Origin of the sequence: Microbacterium murale, from assembly GCF_014635185.1 — a bacterium.
Classification (GTDB): Bacteria; Actinomycetota; Actinomycetes; order Actinomycetales; family Microbacteriaceae; genus Microbacterium; species Microbacterium murale.
Genome location: NZ_BMCM01000003.1, coordinates 491683 through 513195 on the forward strand (window position 1 = coordinate 491683; position 21513 = coordinate 513195).

At 66.6% G+C, this 21513-nt stretch carries 22 protein-coding genes; 7 read left to right on the plus strand and 15 right to left on the minus strand.

Features of this window, described 5'->3' with window-relative positions:
- Positions 1-111: 111 nt before the first annotated feature.
- From IEV67_RS11995 to dapA, 5 genes are all read right to left on the minus strand, one after another.
- Positions 112-594, minus strand: a complete 483-nt coding sequence (locus IEV67_RS11995; RefSeq protein WP_188436790.1) for a CinA family protein — start codon at positions 592-594, stop codon at positions 112-114.
- Complete coding sequence (gene pgsA, locus IEV67_RS12000; protein WP_188436791.1) at positions 591-1169, minus strand: CDP-diacylglycerol--glycerol-3-phosphate 3-phosphatidyltransferase; 579 nt, start codon at positions 1167-1169, stop codon at positions 591-593. Before pgsA ends, IEV67_RS11995 begins: the two co-directional genes overlap by 4 nt.
- On the minus strand, positions 1169-3904 hold the full coding sequence (locus IEV67_RS12005) for an FtsK/SpoIIIE family DNA translocase (RefSeq protein ID WP_188436792.1): 2736 nt from the start codon (positions 3902-3904) through the stop codon (positions 1169-1171). Before IEV67_RS12005 ends, pgsA begins: the two co-directional genes overlap by 1 nt.
- Positions 3905-3967: 63 nt before the next feature.
- Positions 3968-5644: a ribonuclease J gene (locus tag IEV67_RS12010; RefSeq protein ID WP_188436793.1), complete on the minus strand. Its 1677-nt coding sequence runs from the start codon at positions 5642-5644 to the stop codon at positions 3968-3970.
- A 68-nt stretch (positions 5645-5712) separates the two neighbouring features.
- Complete coding sequence (dapA, locus tag IEV67_RS12015) at positions 5713-6690, minus strand: 4-hydroxy-tetrahydrodipicolinate synthase (RefSeq protein ID WP_188436794.1); 978 nt, start codon at positions 6688-6690, stop codon at positions 5713-5715.
- Positions 6691-6745: 55 nt separating this feature from the next.
- Here dapA and IEV67_RS12020 point away from each other — a divergent pair, with 55 nt between their 5' ends.
- The gene (locus IEV67_RS12020; RefSeq protein WP_188436795.1) at positions 6746-7279 is read left to right on the plus strand and encodes an NUDIX domain-containing protein; all 534 of its coding nucleotides are present in this window, start codon (positions 6746-6748) and stop codon (positions 7277-7279) included.
- A gap of 23 nt (positions 7280-7302) precedes the next feature.
- On the opposite strand, the gene IEV67_RS12025 is transcribed toward IEV67_RS12020, so the two are convergent.
- The 3 genes from IEV67_RS12025 to IEV67_RS12035 form a co-directional block, all read right to left on the minus strand.
- Positions 7303-8064 carry an SDR family NAD(P)-dependent oxidoreductase gene (locus IEV67_RS12025; protein WP_188436796.1) on the minus strand — a complete coding sequence of 254 codons (762 nt, stop codon included), beginning with the start codon at positions 8062-8064 and terminating at the stop codon, positions 7303-7305.
- Complete coding sequence (locus IEV67_RS12030; RefSeq protein WP_229703085.1) at positions 8064-8477, minus strand: dihydrofolate reductase; 414 nt, start codon at positions 8475-8477, stop codon at positions 8064-8066. The genes IEV67_RS12025 and IEV67_RS12030 overlap by 1 nt, the downstream gene beginning before the upstream one ends.
- An 80-nt stretch (positions 8478-8557) precedes the next feature.
- Positions 8558-9367, minus strand: coding sequence for a thymidylate synthase (locus IEV67_RS12035; protein WP_188436797.1), 810 nt, complete (start codon positions 9365-9367; stop codon positions 8558-8560).
- Between the two features lie 113 nt (positions 9368-9480).
- Here IEV67_RS12035 and IEV67_RS12040 point away from each other — a divergent pair, with 113 nt between their 5' ends.
- The 3 genes from IEV67_RS12040 (at position 9481) to IEV67_RS12050 (ending at position 10981) form a co-directional block, all read left to right on the plus strand.
- On the plus strand, positions 9481-9921 hold the full coding sequence (locus tag IEV67_RS12040; protein ID WP_188436798.1) for a TlpA family protein disulfide reductase: 441 nt from the start codon (positions 9481-9483) through the stop codon (positions 9919-9921).
- Entirely contained in the window at positions 9918-10484 is a 567-nt protein-coding gene (locus IEV67_RS12045; RefSeq protein ID WP_188436799.1) for a DUF4395 domain-containing protein, read from the plus strand. Before IEV67_RS12040 ends, IEV67_RS12045 begins: the two co-directional genes overlap by 4 nt.
- A 71-nt stretch (positions 10485-10555) precedes the next feature.
- Positions 10556-10981 (plus strand): OsmC family protein, encoded by a 426-nt coding sequence (locus tag IEV67_RS12050; protein ID WP_188436800.1) that lies wholly within the window; start codon positions 10556-10558, stop codon positions 10979-10981.
- A gap of 10 nt (positions 10982-10991) precedes the next feature.
- Here IEV67_RS12050 and IEV67_RS12055 read toward each other — a convergent pair whose 3' ends face one another.
- The gene (locus IEV67_RS12055; protein WP_188436892.1) at positions 10992-11432 is read right to left on the minus strand and encodes a hypothetical protein; all 441 of its coding nucleotides are present in this window, start codon (positions 11430-11432) and stop codon (positions 10992-10994) included.
- Complete coding sequence (gene dapB / locus IEV67_RS12060; protein ID WP_188436801.1) at positions 11432-12178, minus strand: 4-hydroxy-tetrahydrodipicolinate reductase; 747 nt, start codon at positions 12176-12178, stop codon at positions 11432-11434. The genes IEV67_RS12055 and dapB overlap by 1 nt, the downstream gene beginning before the upstream one ends.
- 70 nt (positions 12179-12248) lie before the next feature.
- On the opposite strand from dapB, the gene IEV67_RS12065 reads away from it, so the two are divergent.
- Positions 12249-12713 carry a GNAT family N-acetyltransferase gene (locus tag IEV67_RS12065; protein WP_188436802.1) on the plus strand — a complete coding sequence of 155 codons (465 nt, stop codon included), beginning with the start codon at positions 12249-12251 and terminating at the stop codon, positions 12711-12713.
- A gap of 13 nt (positions 12714-12726) precedes the next feature.
- Here the strand turns inward: IEV67_RS12065 and IEV67_RS12070 are convergent, their stop codons facing one another.
- The 4 genes from IEV67_RS12070 to IEV67_RS12085 all read right to left on the minus strand — a co-directional run bounded on the left by IEV67_RS12070 (position 12727) and on the right by IEV67_RS12085 (position 19025).
- Positions 12727-13329, minus strand: a complete 603-nt coding sequence (locus IEV67_RS12070; RefSeq protein WP_188436803.1) for a histidine phosphatase family protein — start codon at positions 13327-13329, stop codon at positions 12727-12729.
- Positions 13330-13419: 90 nt separating this feature from the next.
- Entirely contained in the window at positions 13420-14448 is a 1029-nt protein-coding gene (locus IEV67_RS12075; protein ID WP_188436804.1) for an aldo/keto reductase, read from the minus strand.
- Between the two features lie 212 nt (positions 14449-14660).
- Positions 14661-16952, minus strand: a complete 2292-nt coding sequence (locus tag IEV67_RS12080; RefSeq protein WP_188436805.1) for a polyribonucleotide nucleotidyltransferase — start codon at positions 16950-16952, stop codon at positions 14661-14663.
- A 147-nt stretch (positions 16953-17099) separates the two neighbouring features.
- On the minus strand, positions 17100-19025 hold the full coding sequence (locus IEV67_RS12085) for a GDSL-type esterase/lipase family protein (protein ID WP_229703057.1): 1926 nt from the start codon (positions 19023-19025) through the stop codon (positions 17100-17102).
- A gap of 154 nt (positions 19026-19179) precedes the next feature.
- Here IEV67_RS12085 and IEV67_RS12090 point away from each other — a divergent pair, with 154 nt between their 5' ends.
- Positions 19180-19800 (plus strand): DedA family protein, encoded by a 621-nt coding sequence (locus IEV67_RS12090; RefSeq protein ID WP_229703059.1) that lies wholly within the window; start codon positions 19180-19182, stop codon positions 19798-19800.
- Positions 19801-19809: 9 nt separating this feature from the next.
- Positions 19810-19989 carry a DUF5302 domain-containing protein gene (locus IEV67_RS12095; protein WP_188436807.1) on the plus strand — a complete coding sequence of 60 codons (180 nt, stop codon included), beginning with the start codon at positions 19810-19812 and terminating at the stop codon, positions 19987-19989.
- Between the two features lie 57 nt (positions 19990-20046).
- Here the strand turns inward: IEV67_RS12095 and IEV67_RS12100 are convergent, their stop codons facing one another.
- Positions 20047-21483: a cation:dicarboxylate symporter family transporter gene (locus IEV67_RS12100; RefSeq protein ID WP_188436808.1), complete on the minus strand. Its 1437-nt coding sequence runs from the start codon at positions 21481-21483 to the stop codon at positions 20047-20049.
- Positions 21484-21513 lie beyond the last annotated feature (30 nt).

Consider the following 21513-nt stretch of genomic DNA (forward strand, 5'->3'; position numbering starts at 1 on the left):
ATCGCCAGTCTAACCCGACTCTCTGAAGAAAAAACTACCGTTTCACGCTGTGCTTTCGTTGTGAGCACATCTTCCATCGCCACACTTCTGACAACGATCACGAGCGGCGGGCTATTCCCGTATCTCTTCGAGCAGCTTCTCGATCGCCGCATCCACCGTCTGAGCTCTGATCGATGCGCGGTCGCCGTCGAGCCGCAGCGAGAACGCACGCGCACGCAAAGGTGTGGCGACGCCGATGTGCACGGTTCCCACCGGTTGACCGTCAGGGGAATCCGGGCCGGCGATCCCCGTTGTGGACAGGCCAATGTCCGCGGGTCGGCCTGCGACGCTCACGGCGTCGCGTACGCCGTCGGCCATCTGCTCCGCGACGAGCGGATGCACCGGACCGTGCTCCTCGAGCAACGCAGCATCCACCCCCAGCAACGATGCCTTCACGGGCGTGGCATACGCGACGACTCCTCCGAGCAACGTCGCCGATGCGCCTGGCACCGACACGATCTCGGCTGCCAGTGCCCCGCCTGTGAGCGATTCGGCGATTCCCAGTGTCCATCCGCGCGCAGTGAGCGCGGCCACCAGTTCCGCCGCCATGGTCATGATCTGTCGGCGCGTGATCCGCGCACCTGTGAGAGCACGTAGTCGATCCCGCTGATGACCGTGAGCGCGAGCGTCACGTACATCAACACAATGCCGACCCCGATCCACCAGTCCATGCCGATCAACTGGTGAAGAGGCAGCAGCCACCAGCCGAGCGCGATGCCCTGCACCGCGGTCTTGACCTTGCCCAGCCACGCCGCCGCCACGATTTGGCTGCTCGCGACGATGAAGCGGTGAATCGTGATGCCCCATTCGCGGATGAGGATGATGATGACGATCCACCATGGCCATTCGGCGAGGATCGCGAGTCCGACGAACCCGGCACCGGTGAGCAGCTTGTCCGCGATCGGATCCCAGAGCTTTCCGAAGTCGCTGACGATGTCGTACCTGCGGGCGAGATACCCGTCCACCCAGTCCGTGGAGATGGCCACGACGAACAGGACACCGGCGACCCAGCGGATCACGAGGTCATCGAGGCCGTACGTCCCGCCAAGGAGCAGCAGGACGAAGAAGACGGCGGCGAGAGGGATCCGTGCGATCGTGATCGCATTCGGCAGCTGCCGAGGAATCGCCATCAGTCGCGCCCCGTCAATCCCCAGGCGTCTTCGTCGCCCTCGTCCTCATCGACCACGGGCAATCCGCGGAACTGATCTTCGATCGGGTCGTGAACAGGTCCTGGCTGCGCCGCAGCTGACGACGGTGCCGGCGCGGCGGCCGGTGGATCATCGCCGCGCAGTTTCGCGATGACGTCGGGCAGCTGCTCGGCCGTCACCAGCACATCACGCGCCTTCGACCCTTCCGAAGGCCCGACGATCTCACGCGATTCGAGCAGATCCATCAGACGTCCGGCCTTGGCGAATCCCACGCGCAGTTTGCGCTGCAGCATCGAGGTCGATCCGAACTGCGAGGAGACGACGAGCTCAGCGGCCGCGAGCAGCACCTCGAGGTCGTCGCCGATGTCCTCGTCGACCTCCTTCTTCCTGGTCGGCTCCAGCGCCTCCTGCACATCGACCCGGTACTCGGGCCGAGCCTGCGCGGTGACGTGCTTGACGACCGCGTCGATCTCGCTCTCCTCGACCCATGCGCCCTGCAGTCGGAACGGCTTGGACGAGCCCATCGGCGAGAAGAGCGCATCGCCTTGACCGATCAGCTTGTCGGCGCCGGGGCTGTCGAGGATCACGCGGCTGTCGGTGACACTGGTCACCGCGAATGCGAGGCGCGAGGGCACGTTCGCCTTGATCAGACCGGTGACGACGTCGACGCTCGGGCGCTGGGTCGCCAGTACGAGATGGATGCCGGAAGCACGGGCCAGCTGAGTGATGCGCACGATCGAGTCCTCGACGTCACGAGGCGCGACCATCATGAGGTCGGCGAGCTCGTCGACGACGACCAGCAGGTACGGGTACGGCTTGAGCACGCGCTCACTGCCGACGGGCAACTCGACCTCACCGGCACGCACGGCCTTGTTGAAGTCATCGATGTGGCGGAAGCCGAACGACGCGAGGTCGTCGTACCGCATGTCCATCTCCTTCACCACCCACTGGAGTGCCTCTGCGGCCTTCTTCGGGTTGGTGATGATGGGTGTGATCAGGTGCGGCACGCCGGCGTAGCTCGTGAGCTCGACGCGCTTCGGGTCGATCAGCACCATGCGCACATCCGAAGGACGCGCCCGCATCAGCAGGCTCGTGATCATCGAATTGACGAAGCTCGACTTACCGGAGCCGGTGGATCCGGCGACCAACAGGTGCGGCATCTTCGCGAGGTTCGCGACGACGAAGTTGCCGCCGACATCCTTGCCGACGGCCACCGTCAGCGGGTGCGTGCTCTTGTGCGCTGCCGCGGAGCGGATGACGTCGCCAAGGGCGACCGTCTCGCGGTCGGTGTTCGGGATCTCGATGCCGATCGCACTCTTGCCCGGGATCGGCGAGAGGATGCGGACATCGTTCGATGCGACGGCATAGGCGATGTTGTTGCTCAACTGGGTGATCTTCTCGACCTTGACGCCGTGGCCGACCTCGACCTCGTACTGCGTCACCGTCGGGCCGCGCGAGAACCCGGTCACCTTGGCGTCGATCTTGAACTGCGAGAGCACGCTCGTGATCTGCTCGACGATCTTGTCGTTCGCCTCTGAGCGGGCGACGGAGGGCGGGCCTGCGCTGAGGACGCTCGGCGCAGGCAGCGCATACGGCGTGCTCGGTGCCTGCAGCCCGCGCTCTCCCGGCCCGTCGGTGCCGAAGCCCGAGAGCCCCGGCAGTTCGGGCTGCTCCCCCGTGGCGCCGGAATCGTCGAGAAGCGCAGTGCTGCCCTGGTTTCCGAGCGTGCCCATGACGCCCTGGACATCGGTCAGGATCTCGGTCGCAGCATCCGCAGGGTCTGCGACGATGACCGCCTGATCGTAGGCCGTGTTATCGACAGCGTCATCGCTCGGCGACAGCAGTTCGGTGAGATCCTGCGAGCCGATCCCCTCATCGGGGTCTTCCTCGCGACCGGTCTTGTTGCGCCGCCACCATGGGAGCACATTCGGGTCGTCGTCCTCGTCGAACGAACCCTCCGCCTTGTCTGCGGCGGCCTTCTCGTCGGAAGCGGGCTTCTCGACCCGCTCTGCACCGAACGTCCAGGCGTACAGGTCTCCGAGCCGCACCCCGATGCGATTCGGCGGCGTCTTCGTGATGATCAGGATGCTGAGAGCGGCCAATACTCCGAGGACGATGTAGGCGACGATGTCGGTGAGATACGAGAGCGGTTCCCCCAGCATCCAGCCGAAGAGTCCACCGGCCGCGCTGAGTGCCGGCATGCCCGACTTCGGCTCCGGCTGCCCACCAGCGACGTGGCAGATTCCGGCGATCGTGAGGACGAACAGCCCGAAGCCGATCCCGATGCGCCCGTTGTCGTGCACGGATGAGGGATGGCGGAACAGCCAGCCCGCGAGGATCAGCAGCAGCACCGGCATCAGGAAAGCCGTGCGGCCGATCAGACCGCCCACCGAGTAGGCGCTGATGTTCTGCGCGATCTCGTTGCCGATGAAGAACCATTCGGTGACCGCGCCCAGGCACGCCAGCAGCACCAGGAACAACGGGAACCCGTCTCGACGCTGGTCCTTCTCGAGCGCCTCCGGCCCGAAGGCGCGGAAGAGCCCCCCGACGCCGTGCGCCAGTCCTAACCAGGCGCGCACGGCGACCGGCGGCTTGTCGACATCGTCGATGTACTTCTTCGGGGTCGCCGGCAGCTTCTTGGTGGGGGCCGTCTGCGCCTTCGAGCGCGCGGGAGTCTTCTCAGACGCGCGCGAGGTCTTGGTGGTGCTCCTGGCCATGTGGAAAGCCTACGGCGAGGCGCCGACAAGCCGCGTAATGACGCGGCTTTCCCGGCGAATGAGCTAGGCCTCGATGACGAGCGGGACGATCATCGGACGACGGCGGAGCTTCTGGTTGACCCATCGACCGATCGTGCGGCGCACCACCTGAGACAGCGCGTGGGTGTCGCGGACTCCGTTGCCGGAGGCCTCCTTGAGCGCCGCCACGATCTTCGGGACCACATCGTCGAAGACCGAGTCGTCCTCGGCGATGCCTCGCGCGTGGATCTCGGGCCCGGTGATGATGCGTCCTGTCGCGGCATCGACCACGATGATGATCGAGACGAAGCCCTCCTCACCGAGGATGCGACGATCCTTGAGATCGGCATCCGTGATCTCGCCGACGGTGGAGCCGTCGACGTAGACGAAGCCGATGTCGAGCTGGCCGGCGATGGTCGTCTGTCCGTCCTTGAGATCGATGATCGTGCCGTTGGACGCGAGGATCGTGTTCGCCTCGGGAACACCGGTGTCCTGCGCGAGCTTCGCGTTCGCCATCAGATGACGGTACTCGCCGTGCACTGGCAGCACGTTCTTGGGCTTCAGGATGTTGTAGCAGTACAGCAGCTCACCCGCCGCCGCGTGTCCGGAGACATGCACCTTGGCGTTGGCCTTGTGCACGACGTTGGCGCCGAGCTTGGTGAGCCCGTCGATCACGCGGTACACCGCGTTCTCGTTTCCGGGGATCAGGCTGGAGGCGAGGATGACCGTGTCACCCTCCCCCACCTCGATCGCGTGGTCGAGGTTGGCCATGCGGCTCAGCACCGCCATCGGCTCGCCCTGCGAGCCCGTGGACATGTAGACGATCTTCTCGTCGGGGAGATCCCTGGCCTTCTTGTAGTCGATCAGCACGTTCTCGGGCACCTTGAGGTAACCGAGATCGGCGGCGATCGTCATATTGCGCACCATGCTGCGCCCCAGCAGCGCGACGCGGCGCCCGTTGGCGTGCGCGGCATCCAGAACCTGCTGGACACGGTGCACGTGGCTGGAGAAGCTGGCGACGATGACTCGGCGCGGAGCCTTGGCGATCACCTGGTCCAGCACCGGACCGATCGAGCGCTCGGTGGGTGTGAACCCTGGTACGTCGGCGTTCGTGGAGTCGACGAGGAACAGGTCCACGCCCTCCTCACCGAGGCGCGAGAACGCACGCAGGTCGGTGATGCGACCGTCGAGCGGAAGCTGATCCATCTTGAAGTCGCCAGTCGCCAACGCCATTCCGGCCGGGGTGCGGATGGCGACCGCCAGGGCATCGGGAATGGAGTGGTTGACCGCGACGAACTCGAGATCGAAGGGTCCGACCTTCTCCTCCTGTCCCTCCTTCACCGTGAGGGTGAAGGGGCGGATGCGGTGCTCCTTGAGCTTCGCCTCCACGAGGGCCAGTGTGAGGCCCGATCCGATCAGCGGGATATCGCTCTTCAGACGCAGCAGATAGGGCACCGCGCCGATGTGGTCCTCGTGACCGTGCGTGAGTACGACGCCGACGATGTCGTCGAGGCGGTCTTTGATCGGCTCGAAGTCCGGGAGGATCAGGTCGACACCTGGCTGGTGCTCCTCGGGGAACAGCACGCCGCAGTCGACGATCAGGATCTTGCCGTCGTATTCGAAGGTCGTCATGTTGCGACCGATCTCGCCGAGACCACCCAGAGGGATGACACGGAGAGCGCCTTCGGCGAGCGGTGCGGGGACGGAGATGGGAATGGTCATTGAAGTCTCCTCAGTCGGACACACGTCGTGCCCGTTCGTGCTTATGGGCGCGCGACGCGCCCGTCGTCTCAGCGCGTCGTGCCATGCACCTTCGGCAACGCGCCGCCGGCGGCCGCGTTGCGGTCGGGGCGGAAGTTCGAGAAATCGGCGCCTGGCACATCGGTGACGAGAGCGAGCTCGTCTTCGATGAGTGCGGCTTCCCACTCCTCCGGCCCCACCAAGGGCAGGCGGACGCGGGGGCTGGAGATGCGGCCGAGGCCGTGCAGGATGTACTTCGCCGATACGGTGCCAGGGACATGTGTCATCGTGGCGCGCACGAGCGGCTCAAGACGCTTGTGCTCAGCGGTCGCGGCCGCGAGATCGCCACGGTTCACGGCATCCACGATCGTGCGGTACGGCGTCGCCGTGATGTTCGCGGTGACGCCGATGAGTCCGGTCGCCCCGATCGCGAGGTGCGGCAGTGCGTTCGCGTCATCGCCGGAGAAGTACATCAGATCGGTCTGGTTCAGCACGCGGCTGACCTCGCTGAAGTCGCCCTTGGCGTCTTTGACAGCGAGGATGTTGGGGTGTTTGGCGAGGCGCAGGATCGTCTCGTACTTGATCGGCACCCCGGTGCGGCCGGGGATGTCGTACAGGATCACCGGAAGATCGGTGGCATCCGCGACGAGGCGGAAGTGCGTGAGGATGCCGGCCTGCGTCGGCTTGTTGTAGTACGGCGTGACGATCATGATGCCGTCTGCGCCGGCCTTCTCGCTGGCCTTGTAGAGCTCGATCGCATGTGCGGTCTCGTTCGAACCGCCACCCGTGATGATCTTGGCGCGTCCGGCAGCCACTGACTTGCCGACCTCGACGAGCTTGAGCTTCTCGGGGTCCGTGAGGGTCGAGGTCTCGCCGGTCGTTCCCGTCACGACGATGCCGTCCGCACCCGCGGTGATGACGTCATCCATGTGCTTCTCGACGGCGGGCCAATCGACTTCGCCGTCGGCCGTCATCGGAGTGACGAGCGCGACGAGAACCTGTCCGAAAGGGTTGCCCGAATGCGTCATTGTCCCAGCGTATCGGTTCGCGTCCCGCCGCATCGCGCCGGATAGGCTCCTGAGCATGACCTGGCGGACCGATGACTCCCGAATCGTGTACGAGAACGCATGGATCTCGGTTCGTGAGGATGCGGTGACGGGCCCCGCGGGCAAGGGTGTCTACGGCGTGGTGACGCTGCGCCATCCTGCGGTGTTCATCGTCGCCCTCGACGAGCAGGAGCGGGTGTGCCTGGTGTCACTCGAGCGCTACACGGTCGGGCGATCCATCGAGATTCCGGCCGGCGGCAGCGACGGTGAGGACCCGCTGGTCGCAGCACAGCGCGAACTGCTCGAGGAGACCGGGATGCGCGCCGACGAGTGGAGGATGATCGGCACCATGAACGCCCTGAACGGCGTCACCGTGGCACCCGAGCACGTGTTCCTCGCGCGTGACCTCCACGTCGCCGATGGCGAGGCCCGCGAGGAGGAGGGCATCGACGACGTCTCATGGGTGCCGTTCGGCGAAGTGCTGTCGATGGTCGCGGACGGTCGGATCAGCGACGGCGAGACGGTCGCGGCGCTGGCGTACGCGGGCATCCATCTCCGGCGATTCCGCTGATCGGCCCCGCTCTCCGGTCTGACTCAGACTCGTCCACGCCTGGCGGCGCGCGCGATGAGCGACGAGGGCAGCACCTTGGTGACCGCCACGACGAGCTTGTACCGCAGCGATGGGACGCAGACGGCCTGGCCGCGCGACGCGGCGCTCAGGCCCTCGCGCACCACGTCGCGTGCCTGCAGCCAGCCGATCGCGGGGATGCCCTCGTGGCCCTGTTTCAATCCCATGCGCTCGTGGAAGGTCGTGTGTGTGAATCCGGGGCAGAGAGCTGTCACGCTCACGCCGTCCGGCGCGTATTCCGCGTTCGCCCACCGGCTGAACCCGATGAGCCACTGCTTGCATGCGGAGTAGGTCGAGCGCGAGATGAAGCCTGCCACAGAGGCGACGTTGATGATGCGACCGCCTCGGCCGCGCATCGTGCCGAGCGCCGCATGCATGAGTCGCATAGGAGCTTCGACGTGTATGCGCAGATGGCGCACCTCGTCTTCGATGTCGTTGTCGGCGAAGTGCAGCGGTAACCCGAAACCGGCGTTGTTGACGAGCAGGTCGATCGGATGCCCCGGCGCCGAGATCCGCGCGGCCACGCGCTTCACGTCGTCTTCGACGACCAGGTCGGCCGTGAGAACCTCGACGACGACACCGTAGGTCTCGCGCAGCTCAGCGGCGAGCGTGTCCAGTGCGTCCTGAGAACGCGCCACGAGCACGAGATCGGCTCCGCGCTCCGCGAGCTGGTGAGCGAACTCGGCTCCGATGCCCGCGCTGGCGCCTGTGACGAGCGCAGTGGGCATCAGCGCTCGTATCCGAGGAAGCGGAACCGGATGCCGGTGCGCGAGGTCTGCCACTCCCCTTCGTCGACGAGTCGCCAACCCTCCTTAGAAGGCGCGTAGGCGTCCCCGTCGACCTGGAGGTCTATCTCGGTGACTTCCAGACGATCTGCGTGACCGATCACCTGCGCGAAGATCTCCGCGCCGCCGATGATCCAGACCTTGTCCAGACCGCGGACGGCCTCTGCGAGATCCGCAGCGCGACGGGCACCGTCGGCTGCCCAGTCCTGCTGGCGCGTGATGACGACGTTCTCGCGGTCGGGCAGCGGACGGAAGCGCTCCGGCAGTGAATCCCAGGTCTTGCGTCCCATCACGACGGGTGCGCTGAGAGTCGTCTCCTTGAAGTGCGCGAGATCCTCCGGCACGTGCCACGGCATGCCGCCCGACGCACCGATCACTCCGCCGTCTGCCTCGGCCCAGATGAGTCCGACCCACGGAAGTTCGAGAGGCACGGCGTTCACACCGCCACCGCAGCGCGGATCGGCGGGTGGTGCTGATAGTCCTCGACGACGAAGTCCGAGAAGTCGTAGTCGAGGATCGACTCGGGCTTACGCGCGAACCGAAGTGTCGGGTACGGGTATGCCTCGCGATTCAGCTGCTCGCGCACCTGCTCGACGTGGTTGTCGTACACGTGGCAGTCGCCGCCGGTCCAGACGAAGTCACCCGGCTCCAGTCCGACCTGCTGGGCGATCATCATGGTCAGCAGCGCGTAGCTGGCGATGTTGAACGGCACGCCGAGGAACATGTCGGCGCTGCGTTGATAGAGCTGGCACGAGAGCCTGCCGTCGGCGACGTAGAACTGGAACAGGGCATGGCACGGAGCAAGCGCCATGTCTGGGATGTCCGCCGGATTCCAGGCGGAGACGATCAGCCGCCGGGAGTCGGGGGTGGCGCGGATCTGCTCGATCACCTGCGACAGCTGGTCGATGTGACCGCCGTCCGGCGTCGGCCACGAGCGCCACTGCACCCCGTAGACCGGTCCGAGATCGCCGTCGGCATCCGCCCACTCGTCCCAGATCGACACACCGTTGTCCTGCAGCCATTTCACGTTCGAGTCCCCGCGCAGGAACCACAGCAACTCGTACGCGATCGACTTGAAATGCACCCGCTTGGTCGTGATCAGCGGGAAGCCCTGCGACAGATCGAAGCGGATCTGACGGCCGAACACGCTGGTCGTGCCGGTTCCGGTGCGGTCGTCCTTGTGCGTGCCGCTCTCCAGCACATCGCGGAGGAGATCTTCATACGGCGTCGGGACGGCTGCGCTCATGTCTGCCACGATACCCGGCTCGCAGGCAACGCAGGCGGATGCCGTGGCGAAGGTCGTGTGTCATCCTCTGTCATATCCGCCGCACCAGCCGATACGCGGCATATCCTCGGGGAATGTCCGTCTCCGTCGCGCTGGTGATCACCGGCGCCGTACTCGCACTCGCGATCGTGTGCGGATTCGCTGTGCGTGCACAGGACGGCCGCAGACGCTCCGGTGGGCGACTTCGCGTGCGATCCGGGGACCTCGGCGGCCGATCGCTCGCGGCGACGGCGACACTGGTGCAGTTCAGCACCGAACTGTGCGCGCGCTGCCCGCAGGTGCGGCGTCTGCTCGGCCAGATCTCCGGCGAGCACGCCGGAATCGCGCACATCGAGATCGATCTGACGAATCGCAATGACCTCGCCACCCGCTATCACGTGCTGCAGACGCCGACGACTTTCCTCGTCGACGCGTCCGGGTCGGTGCTCTCGCGTTGGGGCGGAGTTCCGCACCGACGCACGATCGAAGATGCGCTCGCTCCCGTTCTCACCCTTGAGCCTCAGGAGCAGAAATGACCGAACCCGCCGGCATCGACCCGCGCGGACCGCGCTTCGCCGCCTCCATCACCGCGACGCTCTTGCTCATCGCTCTGGTGCTGAGCCTGATCGGGATCTCCACGGCACAGGCGAATGCCGGGTGGTTCGCGTACCAGCCCCTGGCCGATGCCGCCCTCGTGCCCGGCGGCTGGGCGCTCCCCGCCGCCCCTCTGGCGCAGCGCGCCATCGACCCCGGTTTCCTGCTCGTGGTCGTCATCGCGCTGCTGTTCCTGTGGGGCGTGCTCTCGCCACGCACTGCCCCGTGGGGCGCGCTGTTCCGCCGTGTCGTCCGTCCGCGCCTCGCTGCGCCCACCGAGTTGGAGGATCCGCGCCCACCGCGCTTCGCGCAAGGCGTCGGCCTCTTCGTGGTCGCCATCGGTCTGGTGCTGCACCTGGCCGGCGTGCCGTGGGCGCTGCCCGTCGCCGCGGGTGCGGCGTTCATCGCCGCGTTCCTCAATGCCGCGTTCGACTTCTGCCTCGGCTGCCAGATCTATCTGCTCCTTCAGCGCGCAGGCATCGTCGGCAGAGCGGCTGCCGCCTGAGCCGAAGGTTCCCCACCGGGCTCCTGGTCGATAGGCTGGCCGCACACCCCGCCACGACCCTTGGAGGAACCATGCCCGTCACCAGTGAAGCCACCACCACCTGGAACGGTTCCCTGATGGAGGGCTCCGGCAACGTCGCCTTCTCCTCCTCGAACCTCGGAACCTTCCCGATCAACTGGAAGGCCCGCAGCGAGGGCTCCGACACGACGACCACGCCGGAGGAGCTCATCGCCGCCGCGCACTCGTCGTGCTTCAGCATGGCGCTCTCCAACGCCCTGGCTGAGAACGGCACCCCGCCGGAGCGCGTCAACACCACGGCATCCGTCACGTTCAAGCCCGGCGTCGGCATCACCGGCAGCCACCTCAACGTGAACGCGTCCGTTCCGGGTCTGACGCCCGAGAAGTTCCAGGAGATCGCAGAAGGCGCGAAGACCGGCTGCCCGGTATCTCAGGCGCTGGCCGGCATCGAGATCACCCTCGAGGCGACGCTCGCCTGAGGACCTCCGGTCAGGCCTTCTGCCTGGCGAGGCGGATCGCCGCACGAATGCTCGCACGAGCGTCTTTGCGACGACCCGCCGCATCCTGAACCACGCCGAGCCTGTAACGGGCGCGCCAATCGTCGTCCGCGGCATCCGCCTCCGCCGTATAGCGCTGGATCAGCGGTTCCGCGTCGCCTTTCGCGATGCGACCGCTCGGCGTGAGCTCGGTCTCCGCCGCCGGCATCCCGCCCTCCGAGTCGAGCCTCGTGCCGAGCCGCTCCGCCTGCACGCCGAACTGGATCTCGCGCGCGAGCGCCCAGACGCCGATCAGCGGAAGCACGATCAGCGCGACGCCCATGGCGATTCCCACCGGTTCGCCGCTGGCGATGAGCAGGATCGCCTTCTGCCCCATGAGCACGAAGTAGAGGATCAGCGCCGCGCCGATGAGGGCGACACCGATGCGCGTCATCACGATCGGGCCCGGATCCCGATGTCGATCATGTTCTCGAGTCCGACGAACACGCCGCGCGCGTCGAGCGCGAACGGCACGGCCAGCCGGATGCCGGGCGCGTAGGCCTCGGCCGAATCCACCGTTTCGTGGGTGAACGTCAACGACTCGCCTGCGCCGGAGAGGATGATGTCCTGTCGAGCGATCACGCCGGGGCGTCGAAGCGAGTGGATCGGCACGCTCGCGACCTGCTGCCCACGGGCACGCTGATCCGCGTGCGGGGCGTTGACGGGGCCCTGATCCGCGCGCGCGGCGGCGATGAGCTCTGCCGTGCGCACCGCGGTGCCGCTCGGCGAATCGGTCTTGGTGTCGCGGTGCGCCTCGACGATCTCCGCGGAGGGGAAGAAGGGTGCGGCGGCCGCAGCCAGTGCGGAGCCCAGGACAGAGCCGAGCGAGAAGTTCGGGATGAAGACGGCACCGGTCTCCGTCGCGTCGACCAGCGGACGCATGAGCGCGATGCGCTCGGCGGACCACCCGGATGTGCCGACCAGGACGTTGATGCCGCGCTCGACCGCTGCGCGCACGACATCGATGCTCACCTGCGGCGTCGATGCGTCCACGACGAGGTCGGCTCCATCGAGCTCCGACAGGTCACTGGACGAGGTGAGCACGCGAACGACTTCGAAACCCTCGAGGTCGGCGATCACCTGGCCGATGATCGTCCCGAGTTTGCCGGTTCCGCCGACGAGTGCCACCTGCTTGGTCATGCCTCCAGTCTATTCAGCGACTGATCGCCGAGCGGCACTCGGGCACGGCGCGGCGGGTAGCGTTGAGATCATGCTCGAGTTGCGCCCGACCTCCCCCGCGACAGCCGAATCACACGCGATCCTCTCCGAGTACTTCGCACTGCGTGCGCAGGAGTTCCCCGGCGGCACGTACACGACCGTGTTCCCGCGCCCGGAGGCGTTCGAGGCTCCAGCGGGCGTCTTCCTGCTGGCCGGCCCCGAAGGTGCACCGGTGGGCTGCGGCGGCATCCGGCGTCTGGAGGACAGCGATGCGGGCATCCGCTACGAGGTGAAGCACCTCTTCCTGAAGCCGGGGACGCGAGGTCAGGGGTGGGGGCGTGCGATCCTGGACGAGCTCGAACGGCGTGCTCGCGAGTGGGATGCCGCGGAGCTCGTGCTCGACACGCACCACACGCTCGAGGCCGCAGGCGGGCTGTACGCCCGAAGCGGCTTCGCACGGATCGACGCCTACAACGACAACCGGAACGCGACGCGCTGGTATCGCAAGACGCTCTGAACCGCGACGCAGTTCACACGGGCATCGGGTCGGGCAGGCCGGTGCGAAGCTCGACCGGCAGATGCGCGAGATCGTTGTGAGTGAGCATCGTCCACGGACGCCCTTGCTTCTGCGCGATGATGCTGAGTCCGCCGTTGGCCTGGTTCATGGTCATCCATCGCCACGCGGGCGCACCGAGCACTTCGCGGATGAACCATGAGATCACGAAATTATGTGTGATGAGCACTTCATGCACATCACCCTGCTTGCGAACGAGGAACTCATTCACGGCATCAGCCATCTGAGCGCTGCCGGCCTCGATCTCAGCATCAGTCACGGACCCGAAGAACGGCTCGTAGGCCGCAGGGGTCTCCTCGGTCATACCGGTCGGCACGCAGTCGAACAGCAGTGCCGAGGGCTTCGGTGCCACCGCCGGCAAACGCTCGGCGATCGTCCGTGCTGTCTCGGTCGCGCGGATCAGAGGAGAGTGCCACACCGCATCCAGCGGGAGCCCTGAGAGCCTGTCGGCGATCAATTCCGCCTGGCGCACACCCCGAGGCGAGAGGGGGCCGTCATCGAGTCCGTGTTCCGCGTCCTGTTGTTCACCATGTCTGACCAGGTAGAGGTAATGCGTCAAGACCCACTCGCTTCGTCGTCGTTGGCTTTCGCCCAGGCGTCATTCCACCCTATGTCACCCCTGTGACAAGCGGTTACGAATCGCCATGCGTCAGTTCCCGGCGCGCGTGAGATCGGCGATCTGCGTGCGCGACAGGGTGATGCCGGCACCCTGCATGAGCTCCTCGACGTGCTGCGTCGCGAACGTGTTGACGATGGGGGCGGCGATCGTGCGCTGCGCGAGCAGCCAGGCGATCGAGACGGCAGCGACCGGGGCTGAGATCTCGGTCGCGACCTGGTCGAGTGCGCGAAGGATCCGGATGCCGCGACGATTCAGGTGTCCGCGCAGCTGCTCCCCGCGTACGCCCTGCGACATCAGCGCCTTGCTGCGGTGCCGACCGGAGAGGAAGCCGTGCTCCAGCGCGTGAGAAGGGGTCACTGCCAGGCTCTGCGCTCCGGCCACCAGCCGAAGGTCGCCCTCGAACGTCTGCCGCCGGATCAGGTTGTACGGCTCGTCGAGCACTTCGATGCGCGGGTAGCCGGCGGCGGCGAGGATCCGCGCCTCGACCAGTCGCTCTGGTGCGAAGCCGAAGGCGCCGACCGCGCTGATCTTGCCCGCGTCGCGCAGCCACTCGACCGTGGCCAGCGTGTCTTCCAGATTCGTCTGCTGATCGAGGGTCGCATCGAGGTGCAGCACATCGATCCGCTCCGCCCCGAGTCGGGTGAGTGAACCTTCGACCGCGCGCACGAGGTTCACGGAGCCGAGGCCCGGGTTGTCGGCGTGCGAGCCGATGCGCACGCTCAGCAGCGTGCGCTCCCGATGGCCGCGCGAATGCAGCCACTGTCCGATGATGTGCTCACTGCGACCGCCGGAGAAGCCGTCTGCCGTATGGATCGCGTTGCCGCCGAACTCGACATACCGATCGAGGATCGCATGGCTCGTCTCGAGGTCGACATTCCACCCGAACTCGGCTGCGCCCAGCATGAGCGGGAACGTCTCCAGGCCGGTCTCGCCGAGCGGAACGCGGATGCTCTCGCCGATTCCCGGACCGACCACGGGGATCGGCGCGGACGGATGCACGAGCGAATGCTCCTGCATGCTCGCCTGCTGATCGGCAGCGCCTGCGCTGAACAGTCGCATCCTCATCACCCCCGCACATGTCCAGTACCTACGAACTGCGTGATCTGTGTGCACCCCCCGGTGCGTAGTTCGAGAGTAAGCGACGTCGGAGACGACTCCGACCATTGGCGGTAACGCTCGGCAAACTTTACATAACGTTTCGATCACATCAGATACGAAGAAGGCCCGGATCCCGCTCACATGGAGCGGAATCCGGGCCTTGTCCGTGTGGCTTACGCCTCGGCGGTCTCCGCCTCGGGCGCGGCTTCAGCAGCCGGCGCGGCCTCAGCGGCAGCGTCATCGAGGACGGGCTCGAGCGACAGCTTGCCACGGTCGTCGATCTTCGTGATCTTCACGAGGATCTTCTGGCCGACCGAGAGCACGTCGTCGACGTTCTCGACGCGCTTGCCACCCGCGAGCTTGCGCACCTCGGTGACGTGCAGCAGGCCGTCCTTGCCTGGCAGCAGCGAGATGAACGCGCCGAACGACGCGATCTTCACGACCGTGCCGAGGAACTGCTCGCCGATCTCAGGGTTGGTCGGGTTCGCGATCGCGTTGACCTGGGCACGAGCAGCCTCGGCCGACGGTCCGTCGACTGCACCGATGTAGACGGTGCCGTCCTCCTCGATGGAGATCTGCGCGCCCGTCTCGTCCTGGATCGCGTTGATCGTCTTGCCCTTCGGGCCGATCAGCTCGCCGATCTTGTCGACGGGGATCTGCACGCTGATGACGCGAGGCGCGGTGGGCGCCATCTCGTCGGGAGCGTCGATCGCCGCGTTCAGAACGCCGAGGATCGTCAGACGCGCATCGCGGGCCTGAGTCAGCGCACCGGTGAGCACGTCGGACGGGAGTCCGTCGAGCTTCGTGTCGAGCTGGATCGCCGTGATGAACTCGCTGGTGCCTGCCACCTTGAAGTCCATGTCGCCGAGAGCGTCTTCTGCACCGAGGATGTCGGTGAGAGCCGCGTAGCGCGTCTGGCCGTCAACCTCGTCGGAGACCAGGCCCATGGCGATACCGGCGACGGCTGCGCGCAGCGGCACACCCGCGTTCAGCAGCGACAGAGTCGATGCGCAGACGGAACCCATCGACGTCGAACCGTTGGAGCTGAGAGCCTCAGAGACCTGACGGATCGCGTACGGGAACTCCTCGCGGCTCGGCAGAACCGGCATGAGGGCGCGCTCGGCGAGGAAGCCGTGCCCGATCTCGCGACGCTTCGGCGAACCGACGCGGCCGGTCTCACCGGTCGAGTAGGGCGGGAAGTTGTAGTGGTGCATGTACCGCTTGCTCGTCGTCGGGGACAGCGAGTCGATCTGCTGCTCCATCTTGAGCATGTTCAGCGTGGTGACACCCATGATCTGGGTCTCTCCGCGCTGGAAGATCGCCGAACCGTGAACACGCGGGATGACCTGCACCTCGGCGTCCAGCGGACGGATGTCGGCCAGGCCACGGCCGTCCATGCGGACGCCCTCGGCCAAGACGCGGCCACGGACGATCTTCTTCGTCAGCGACTTGTACGCCCCGGAGACCTCACCGGCAGCAGATGCGGGCAGGGTGCCGGCCTCGACTGCGGCAGCGACCTCGGCCTTGACGCGGTCCTTGACCTCGTCATCGGCGCTCTGGCGTTCCTGCTTGTCGGCGATCAGGTAGACCTTCTCGAGATCGGCCGTCGCGGATGCGGCGATGAAGTCGTAGGTCCCCTGCTCGTACGCCGGGAAGACCGGGTAGACGCCCGGAGCCTTCGAGGAGTGCGATGCCATCTCGGCCTGAGCCTCGACGAGCTGCTTGAGGAACGGCTTCGCGGCCTCGAGACCGCCGGCGACGACCTCTTCGTTCGGCTTGACAGCGCCGGCCTTGATGAGGTTCCAGCTGTTCTCGGTTGCCTCTGCCTCGACCATCATGATCGCGACGTCTTCGGAGCCGTCGGACTTCTTGACGACACGACCGGCGACCATCAGGTCGAACACGGCTTCTGCGACCTGAGCCTCGTTCGGGAACGCGACCCACTGGTCGGCGTTCTCGCCCTGGCCGGGGATGAGCGCGAGGCGCACACCGGCGATGGGGCCGGAGAACGGCAGACCCGAGATCTGCGTCGAGGCGGATGCCGCGTTGATCGCCAGTGCGTCGTAGTACTCGCCGGGAGCGATCGACAGCACGGTGATGACGACCTGGACCTCGTTGCGGAGGCCATCGACGAACGACGGACGCAGCGGACGGTCGATCAGACGGCACACCAGGATCGCCTCGGTGGAGGGACGACCCTCGCGACGGAAGAACGAACCGGGGATCTTGCCTGCTGCGTACGAACGCTCTTCGACGTCGACGGTCAGCGGGAAGAAGTCGAATCCTTCGCGCGGGTGCTTGCCTGCGCTGGTGGCGGAGAGAATCATCGTCTCTCCGTCGAGGTATGCCGCAACCGAACCCTGCGCCTGCTGAGCGAGGCGGCCGGTTTCGAAGCGGATGGTGCGGGTGCCGAAGCGGCCGTTGTCAAGAACGGCCTCGGCGGCAGTGATTTCAGGACCTTCCAAGAGGTCTCTCCTTCTTTGTTTAGACTCGTCCGTCCGTGTGACGGGCGAGATCATACGTCAGCGCGCACAGTGCGGCGCGCGAACTGCACACAGCAGTCCCGTCCCAGCCTACCAGCGCATGCAGAATTCGCGGATGACCTGGGCGCCTCAATGGACTTCGACGCTGCGCATCGCCGACGAGCGGCCGATGTAGACGTAGTCGTCGTGCTTGGCCACTCGTCCATCGCCGGCCACCCGGCCGCGCAGACGGCGCCACACCCACGGCAGGGCATGATGCTGCCACCACGCGGCACGGGTCGTGGCATCGACGTCATGCAGCACCTGATCCAGCGCGCCGAGGGTGTCGGCGTGCGGCACACCGAGCATCTCGCCTGCCTGATAGGCCAGGAAACGGTGTCCGCGACTGCTGAGGTGCACGAGGTCCTCACCCCAGTTCTCTCTGGACGAGAGCGCCGGGTGCAGATCGGTGTCGATGAGCATAGCCCCCGTACGCTCCGCGATCGCGGCGAGCCGACTGGCGAAGTCGGCGAATCGGCGGGTGAACAGTCGCGCGGCCCTCCGGTCGGGCAGAAACGGTGTCACCAGCAGCACGTCCGCGCCGTCGTCGCGCAGCGTGCGCACGACCTGTTCGACCTGCGCGGCGAGCGCGGCGACGTCGGCGTGGGACTTCACGAGGTCGTTCGCACCGATCAGGATCGACACGAGGTCTGGCCGCAGTTCGCGGGCTCTGGTGAGCTGCTCCCCCGACACATCGCGCACCCGTCGGGATCGGACGGCGAGGTTCGCGTAGTGCAGGCCGCCGCGGGCAGCCAGCAGCAGCGCGAGGCGATCGGCCCATCCGCGCAGCGCGCCGTCGGGTGCCGGGTCGCAGAGGCCCTCGGTCAACGAGTCGCCGAGTGCGACGTAACGCTGCCAGCGGCGCCCCGCAGTCGGAGGCGTCGGCTCCGGCCTGCGGATGCGTGCGCTGCGCAGTCGCCGGTCGAGACCGTGCAACTCACGTGCTTCTTCGAAATGCCCGAGCAGCTGGTCGCACACCGCCTGCCAGCTTCGTCCCTCGACGGCGGCCCGTCCGGCGACCCCGAATGCCCTGCGCTTGCGGCCGTCGCCGGCGAGATCGGCCACCCGCATGCGCAGGTCGTCGAGGTCTCCCGGCCGGTACAGCCACCCGTCGATGCCCATCCGCACCAGGTCGAGTGGACCGCCCCGCCCCGTCGCGACGATCGGCACGCCACTCGCGTGGGCTTCCTGCAGAGTCTGCCCGAACGTCTCGCTCTCGCCCGGGTGCACGAAGATGTCGAATGATGCCATCGCCTGTGCGAGGGCATCGCCGTCGAGATACCCGAGGAACACGGCATCCGGCATCTCCGCCTGAAGGCGCGCCCGCGACGGCCCGTCTCCGACGATGACCAGGCGCACGCCTGGCACCTGCTGCAACGCGGCGAGGTCATCCACCTGCTTCTCCGCCGCCAGCCGACCGACGTAGCCGACGATGACCTCTGGCGTCGTGCGTCGCTGCCAGGCCTCGTCGCGACGCGAAGGGTGGAATCGTTCGGCATCCACTCCTCGTCCCCAGCGGCGGATGCGATCGACGCCGAGTCCGGTCAGCTGATGCTCGGATTCGGTCGACGGGACGAGCGTGAGGGTCGCCCGGCGATGCAGGCGGACGATGTGATTACGCGCGAACCTCGTGGTCGCAGGGAGCCGGTAGCGCTCCGTGTAGGCGGCGATGTCGGTCTGATACGCGGCGACAGCAGGTATGCCACGACTGAATGCCGCGAGTGCACCGCGCCATCCCAGCGCGAACGGTGACGCGAGGTGCACCACATCGGGGCGGAAGCGTTCCAGCGACGCCGCGACGCGCTGAGTGGTCGCGGCGCCGATCCTGACGTTGCGGTAACCAGGCAGCGCCAGGCTCGCCACTGGCTCGATCGGGGCGCCGTGCACCAGGGAGGGGATGCCGACGGCATCCGGAGCGATCACATGGGCCTCATGGCCGTTGCGCTCGAGGTGGCGCAGGATCTGCAGCACAGATCCTGTCACGCCGTTCATGTGCGGCAGGAAGGATTCGGTCACGATTGCGACTCTCACGATCTCAGGATGACGCCACGGATCACGCGCATCCGACAACGGCTGGCCCTGTACCCGAGTGTTCACCTGTTGCATGACTGTCCTTCACCGGCTGTCCCCGATTCCGTTTCCGTTCACCTTCGGCGCGCAGAGTTGACGCGTGATTCCGGAAGCGCTCGCGGATGCGGTGACCGGGCCGTGGGCCCTTGCGGTGATGGCCGTGCTCGTCTTCGGAGATGCGTTCTTCGTGATCGTCCCCGGCGAGGTGGCCGTGACTGCGCTGGGTGCGTTGTCGACGTCCACGGGAACTCCGCTGCTGTGGGCGGTGATCCTCTGCGCCGCCGTCGCCGCGGCCTGCGGGGATCTGCTCTGCTACGGGATGGGTCGATGGGTGGGGCTGGATAGATGGCGATGGATGCGCACCGAACGTCTGCAGAGCGCGCAGCGCTGGGCGCGGGACCGACTCGAGGCGGGAACGGCGGTCGTGCTGTTCACCGCGCGCTTCATCCCCTTCGCGCGCCTCGCGATCAACCTCGTCGCCGGCGCGACCCGGATCCCGTTCCCCCGCTACCTCGGGCTGATCGCACTCGCCGCCACCGGCTGGGCGACGTACCAGGCCGCGATCGGCGCGCTGTTCGCAGCGATCCTTCCGGACGCGCCCATCGTGTCGGTGCTGATATCGGTGGTCGTCGCCATCGGGCTGGGCGCACTGATCGATCTTCTGATCCGCAGGCGCGCACGCCGACGAAATCCTGTCGCGGCTCGTCGGCCGTCCGACTAGGCTGGCGTCATGAGCACCGAAGAAGGCGCAGCCTCCTCGTCCGAGGAGATGAAGCGCAAGTTCAAGGAAGCGCTCGAGAAGAAGAACGCACATCACCGCGACGGTGAATCGCATCTGGACGGCGACTCCGCCGTCCACGCGGCGAATGCCCCGCAGACGCGACGTGAGTTCCGACGCAAGAGCGGATGACCACCAGGAGGGCCACCCCGCACGGGGTGGCCCTCCTCCTCTTTCAGGCGATGGTGTTCAGCGCTGAGCGCGTGCCTTCGCCCTGGCCTGCTTCGCCCCCAGTTCCGCCACGGCTGCCTCTTCCAGGCCCTGAGTGCCGACGGCATCCGTCGCAGTGGACATCCCGTCGTGGGACGAGCCGTCGAGCATCGACTCGTCGAACGGTTCTCCGCCGCCGAGCACGCGCCGCGCCCGGGCAGGATCGATCTGCTTGGTCCATGTGCCGATGAGCAGAGTGGCCACGGCGTTGCCGGTGAAGTTCGTGAGAGCGCGACCCTCGGACATGAAGCGGTCGATGCCAACGATCACGCCGACCCCGTCGACGAGGTCTGGTCGATACGCCTGCAGACCGCCGGCGAGCGTCGCGAGCCCCGCGCCGGTCACGCCCGCGGCCCCCTTGCTCGCGATGATCATGAACAGCAGCAGTCCGATCTGCTCGCCGATCGCCATCGGCTGCCCCATTCCGGCTGCGATGAACAGCGACGCCATCGTCAGATAGATCGCCGTGCCGTCGAGATTGAACGAGTAGCCCGTCGGCACAGTGATCCCCACAACCGGCTTGGACACCCCGACATGCTCCATCTTCGCGATGAGCCGCGGGAGGGCCGACTCCGACGACGATGTGCCCACGATGAGCAGGTATTCGCGCGCGAGGTACTTGATGAGCTGGAAGATGTTCAGTCGCGTCACGAAGTAGAGCAGTGTTCCGAGCACCCCGATGATGAACACGATGCACGTGATGTAGAACGCGACCATCAGCAGCCCCAGTCCCCAGATAGCGGCGATGCCGGTCTTTCCGACGACAGCGGCGATCGCACCGAACGCACCGATCGGCGCGAGCCACAGGATCATGCCGAGGATGCGGAACACCAGAACCTGAAGGTGCTTCACGGCGGCCATGATCGGCGCGCCCTTCTCGCCGAGACCCTGCACCGTGAATCCGACCAGCAGTGCGATGAAGAGCACCTGCAGCACGCTCTCACCCGTGAATGCCGAGAAGAACGTGGTGGGGATGATGCCGAGGATGAAGTCCTGCGTCGACTTCGCCTCCGTGGTGGTCGCGTCATAGGACGCACCGGCCATGTCCAGACCGCTGCCCGGGTGGATGATGTTGCCGACGACCAGTCCGATCGCCAGGGCGAACGTCGACATCACCATGAAGTAGACCAGTGCGAGTCCGCCGATCTTCCCCACAGTCGCCGCCTTCGCGATGGATCCGACGCCGACCACGATCGTGCAGAAGATGATCGGCGCGATCATCATCTTGATCAGCGACACGAAACCCTTGCCGAGCGGTTCGAGGCTCTGCGCGAACTCCGGCCAGATCAATCCCACCGCGGCGCCGAGTACGACGGCGATGAGGACCGACACATACAACCAGGTGTGCTTGTCCCAGGAGCGTTTGCCTTTTCGCCAGTTGTAGCCGGGGAGTGAGAAGCTCGTGGTGATGGCCATGGTGTACCTCCGTGATCATGAACTGCGTCG

Bases quoted from the DNA above. Each gene is read 5' to 3' on its own strand.
- IEV67_RS12095 (WP_188436807.1), top strand. From the start codon at position 19,810: ATGAGCACCGAAGAAGGCGCAGCCTCCTCGTCCGAGGAGATGAAGCGC.
- IEV67_RS12040 (WP_188436798.1), top strand. From the start codon at position 9,481: ATGTCCGTCTCCGTCGCGCTGGTGATCACCGGCGCCGTACTCGCACTC.
- dapA (WP_188436794.1), bottom strand. From the start codon at position 6,690: ATGACGCATTCGGGCAACCCTTTCGGACAGGTTCTCGTCGCGCTCGTC.
- IEV67_RS12035 (WP_188436797.1), bottom strand. From the start codon at position 9,367: ATGAGCGCAGCCGTCCCGACGCCGTATGAAGATCTCCTCCGCGATGTG.
- IEV67_RS11995 (WP_188436790.1), bottom strand. From the start codon at position 594: ATGACCATGGCGGCGGAACTGGTGGCCGCGCTCACTGCGCGCGGATGG.
- IEV67_RS12075 (WP_188436804.1), bottom strand. From the start codon at position 14,448: ATGCGACTGTTCAGCGCAGGCGCTGCCGATCAGCAGGCGAGCATGCAG.
- IEV67_RS12065 (WP_188436802.1), top strand. From the start codon at position 12,249: ATGCTCGAGTTGCGCCCGACCTCCCCCGCGACAGCCGAATCACACGCG.
- IEV67_RS12055 (WP_188436892.1), bottom strand. From the start codon at position 11,432: ATGACGCGCATCGGTGTCGCCCTCATCGGCGCGGCGCTGATCCTCTAC.
- IEV67_RS12025 (WP_188436796.1), bottom strand. From the start codon at position 8,064: ATGCCCACTGCGCTCGTCACAGGCGCCAGCGCGGGCATCGGAGCCGAG.
- dapB (WP_188436801.1), bottom strand. From the start codon at position 12,178: ATGACCAAGCAGGTGGCACTCGTCGGCGGAACCGGCAAACTCGGGACG.
- pgsA (WP_188436791.1), bottom strand. From the start codon at position 1,169: ATGGCGATTCCTCGGCAGCTGCCGAATGCGATCACGATCGCACGGATC.
- IEV67_RS12020 (WP_188436795.1), top strand. From the start codon at position 6,746: ATGACCTGGCGGACCGATGACTCCCGAATCGTGTACGAGAACGCATGG.
- IEV67_RS12005 (WP_188436792.1), bottom strand. From the start codon at position 3,904: ATGGCCAGGAGCACCACCAAGACCTCGCGCGCGTCTGAGAAGACTCCC.
- IEV67_RS12100 (WP_188436808.1), bottom strand. From the start codon at position 21,483: ATGGCCATCACCACGAGCTTCTCACTCCCCGGCTACAACTGGCGAAAA.
- IEV67_RS12010 (WP_188436793.1), bottom strand. From the start codon at position 5,644: ATGACCATTCCCATCTCCGTCCCCGCACCGCTCGCCGAAGGCGCTCTC.
- IEV67_RS12050 (WP_188436800.1), top strand. From the start codon at position 10,556: ATGCCCGTCACCAGTGAAGCCACCACCACCTGGAACGGTTCCCTGATG.
- IEV67_RS12045 (WP_188436799.1), top strand. From the start codon at position 9,918: ATGACCGAACCCGCCGGCATCGACCCGCGCGGACCGCGCTTCGCCGCC.
- IEV67_RS12030 (WP_229703085.1), bottom strand. From the start codon at position 8,477: ATGCCGTGGCACGTGCCGGAGGATCTCGCGCACTTCAAGGAGACGACT.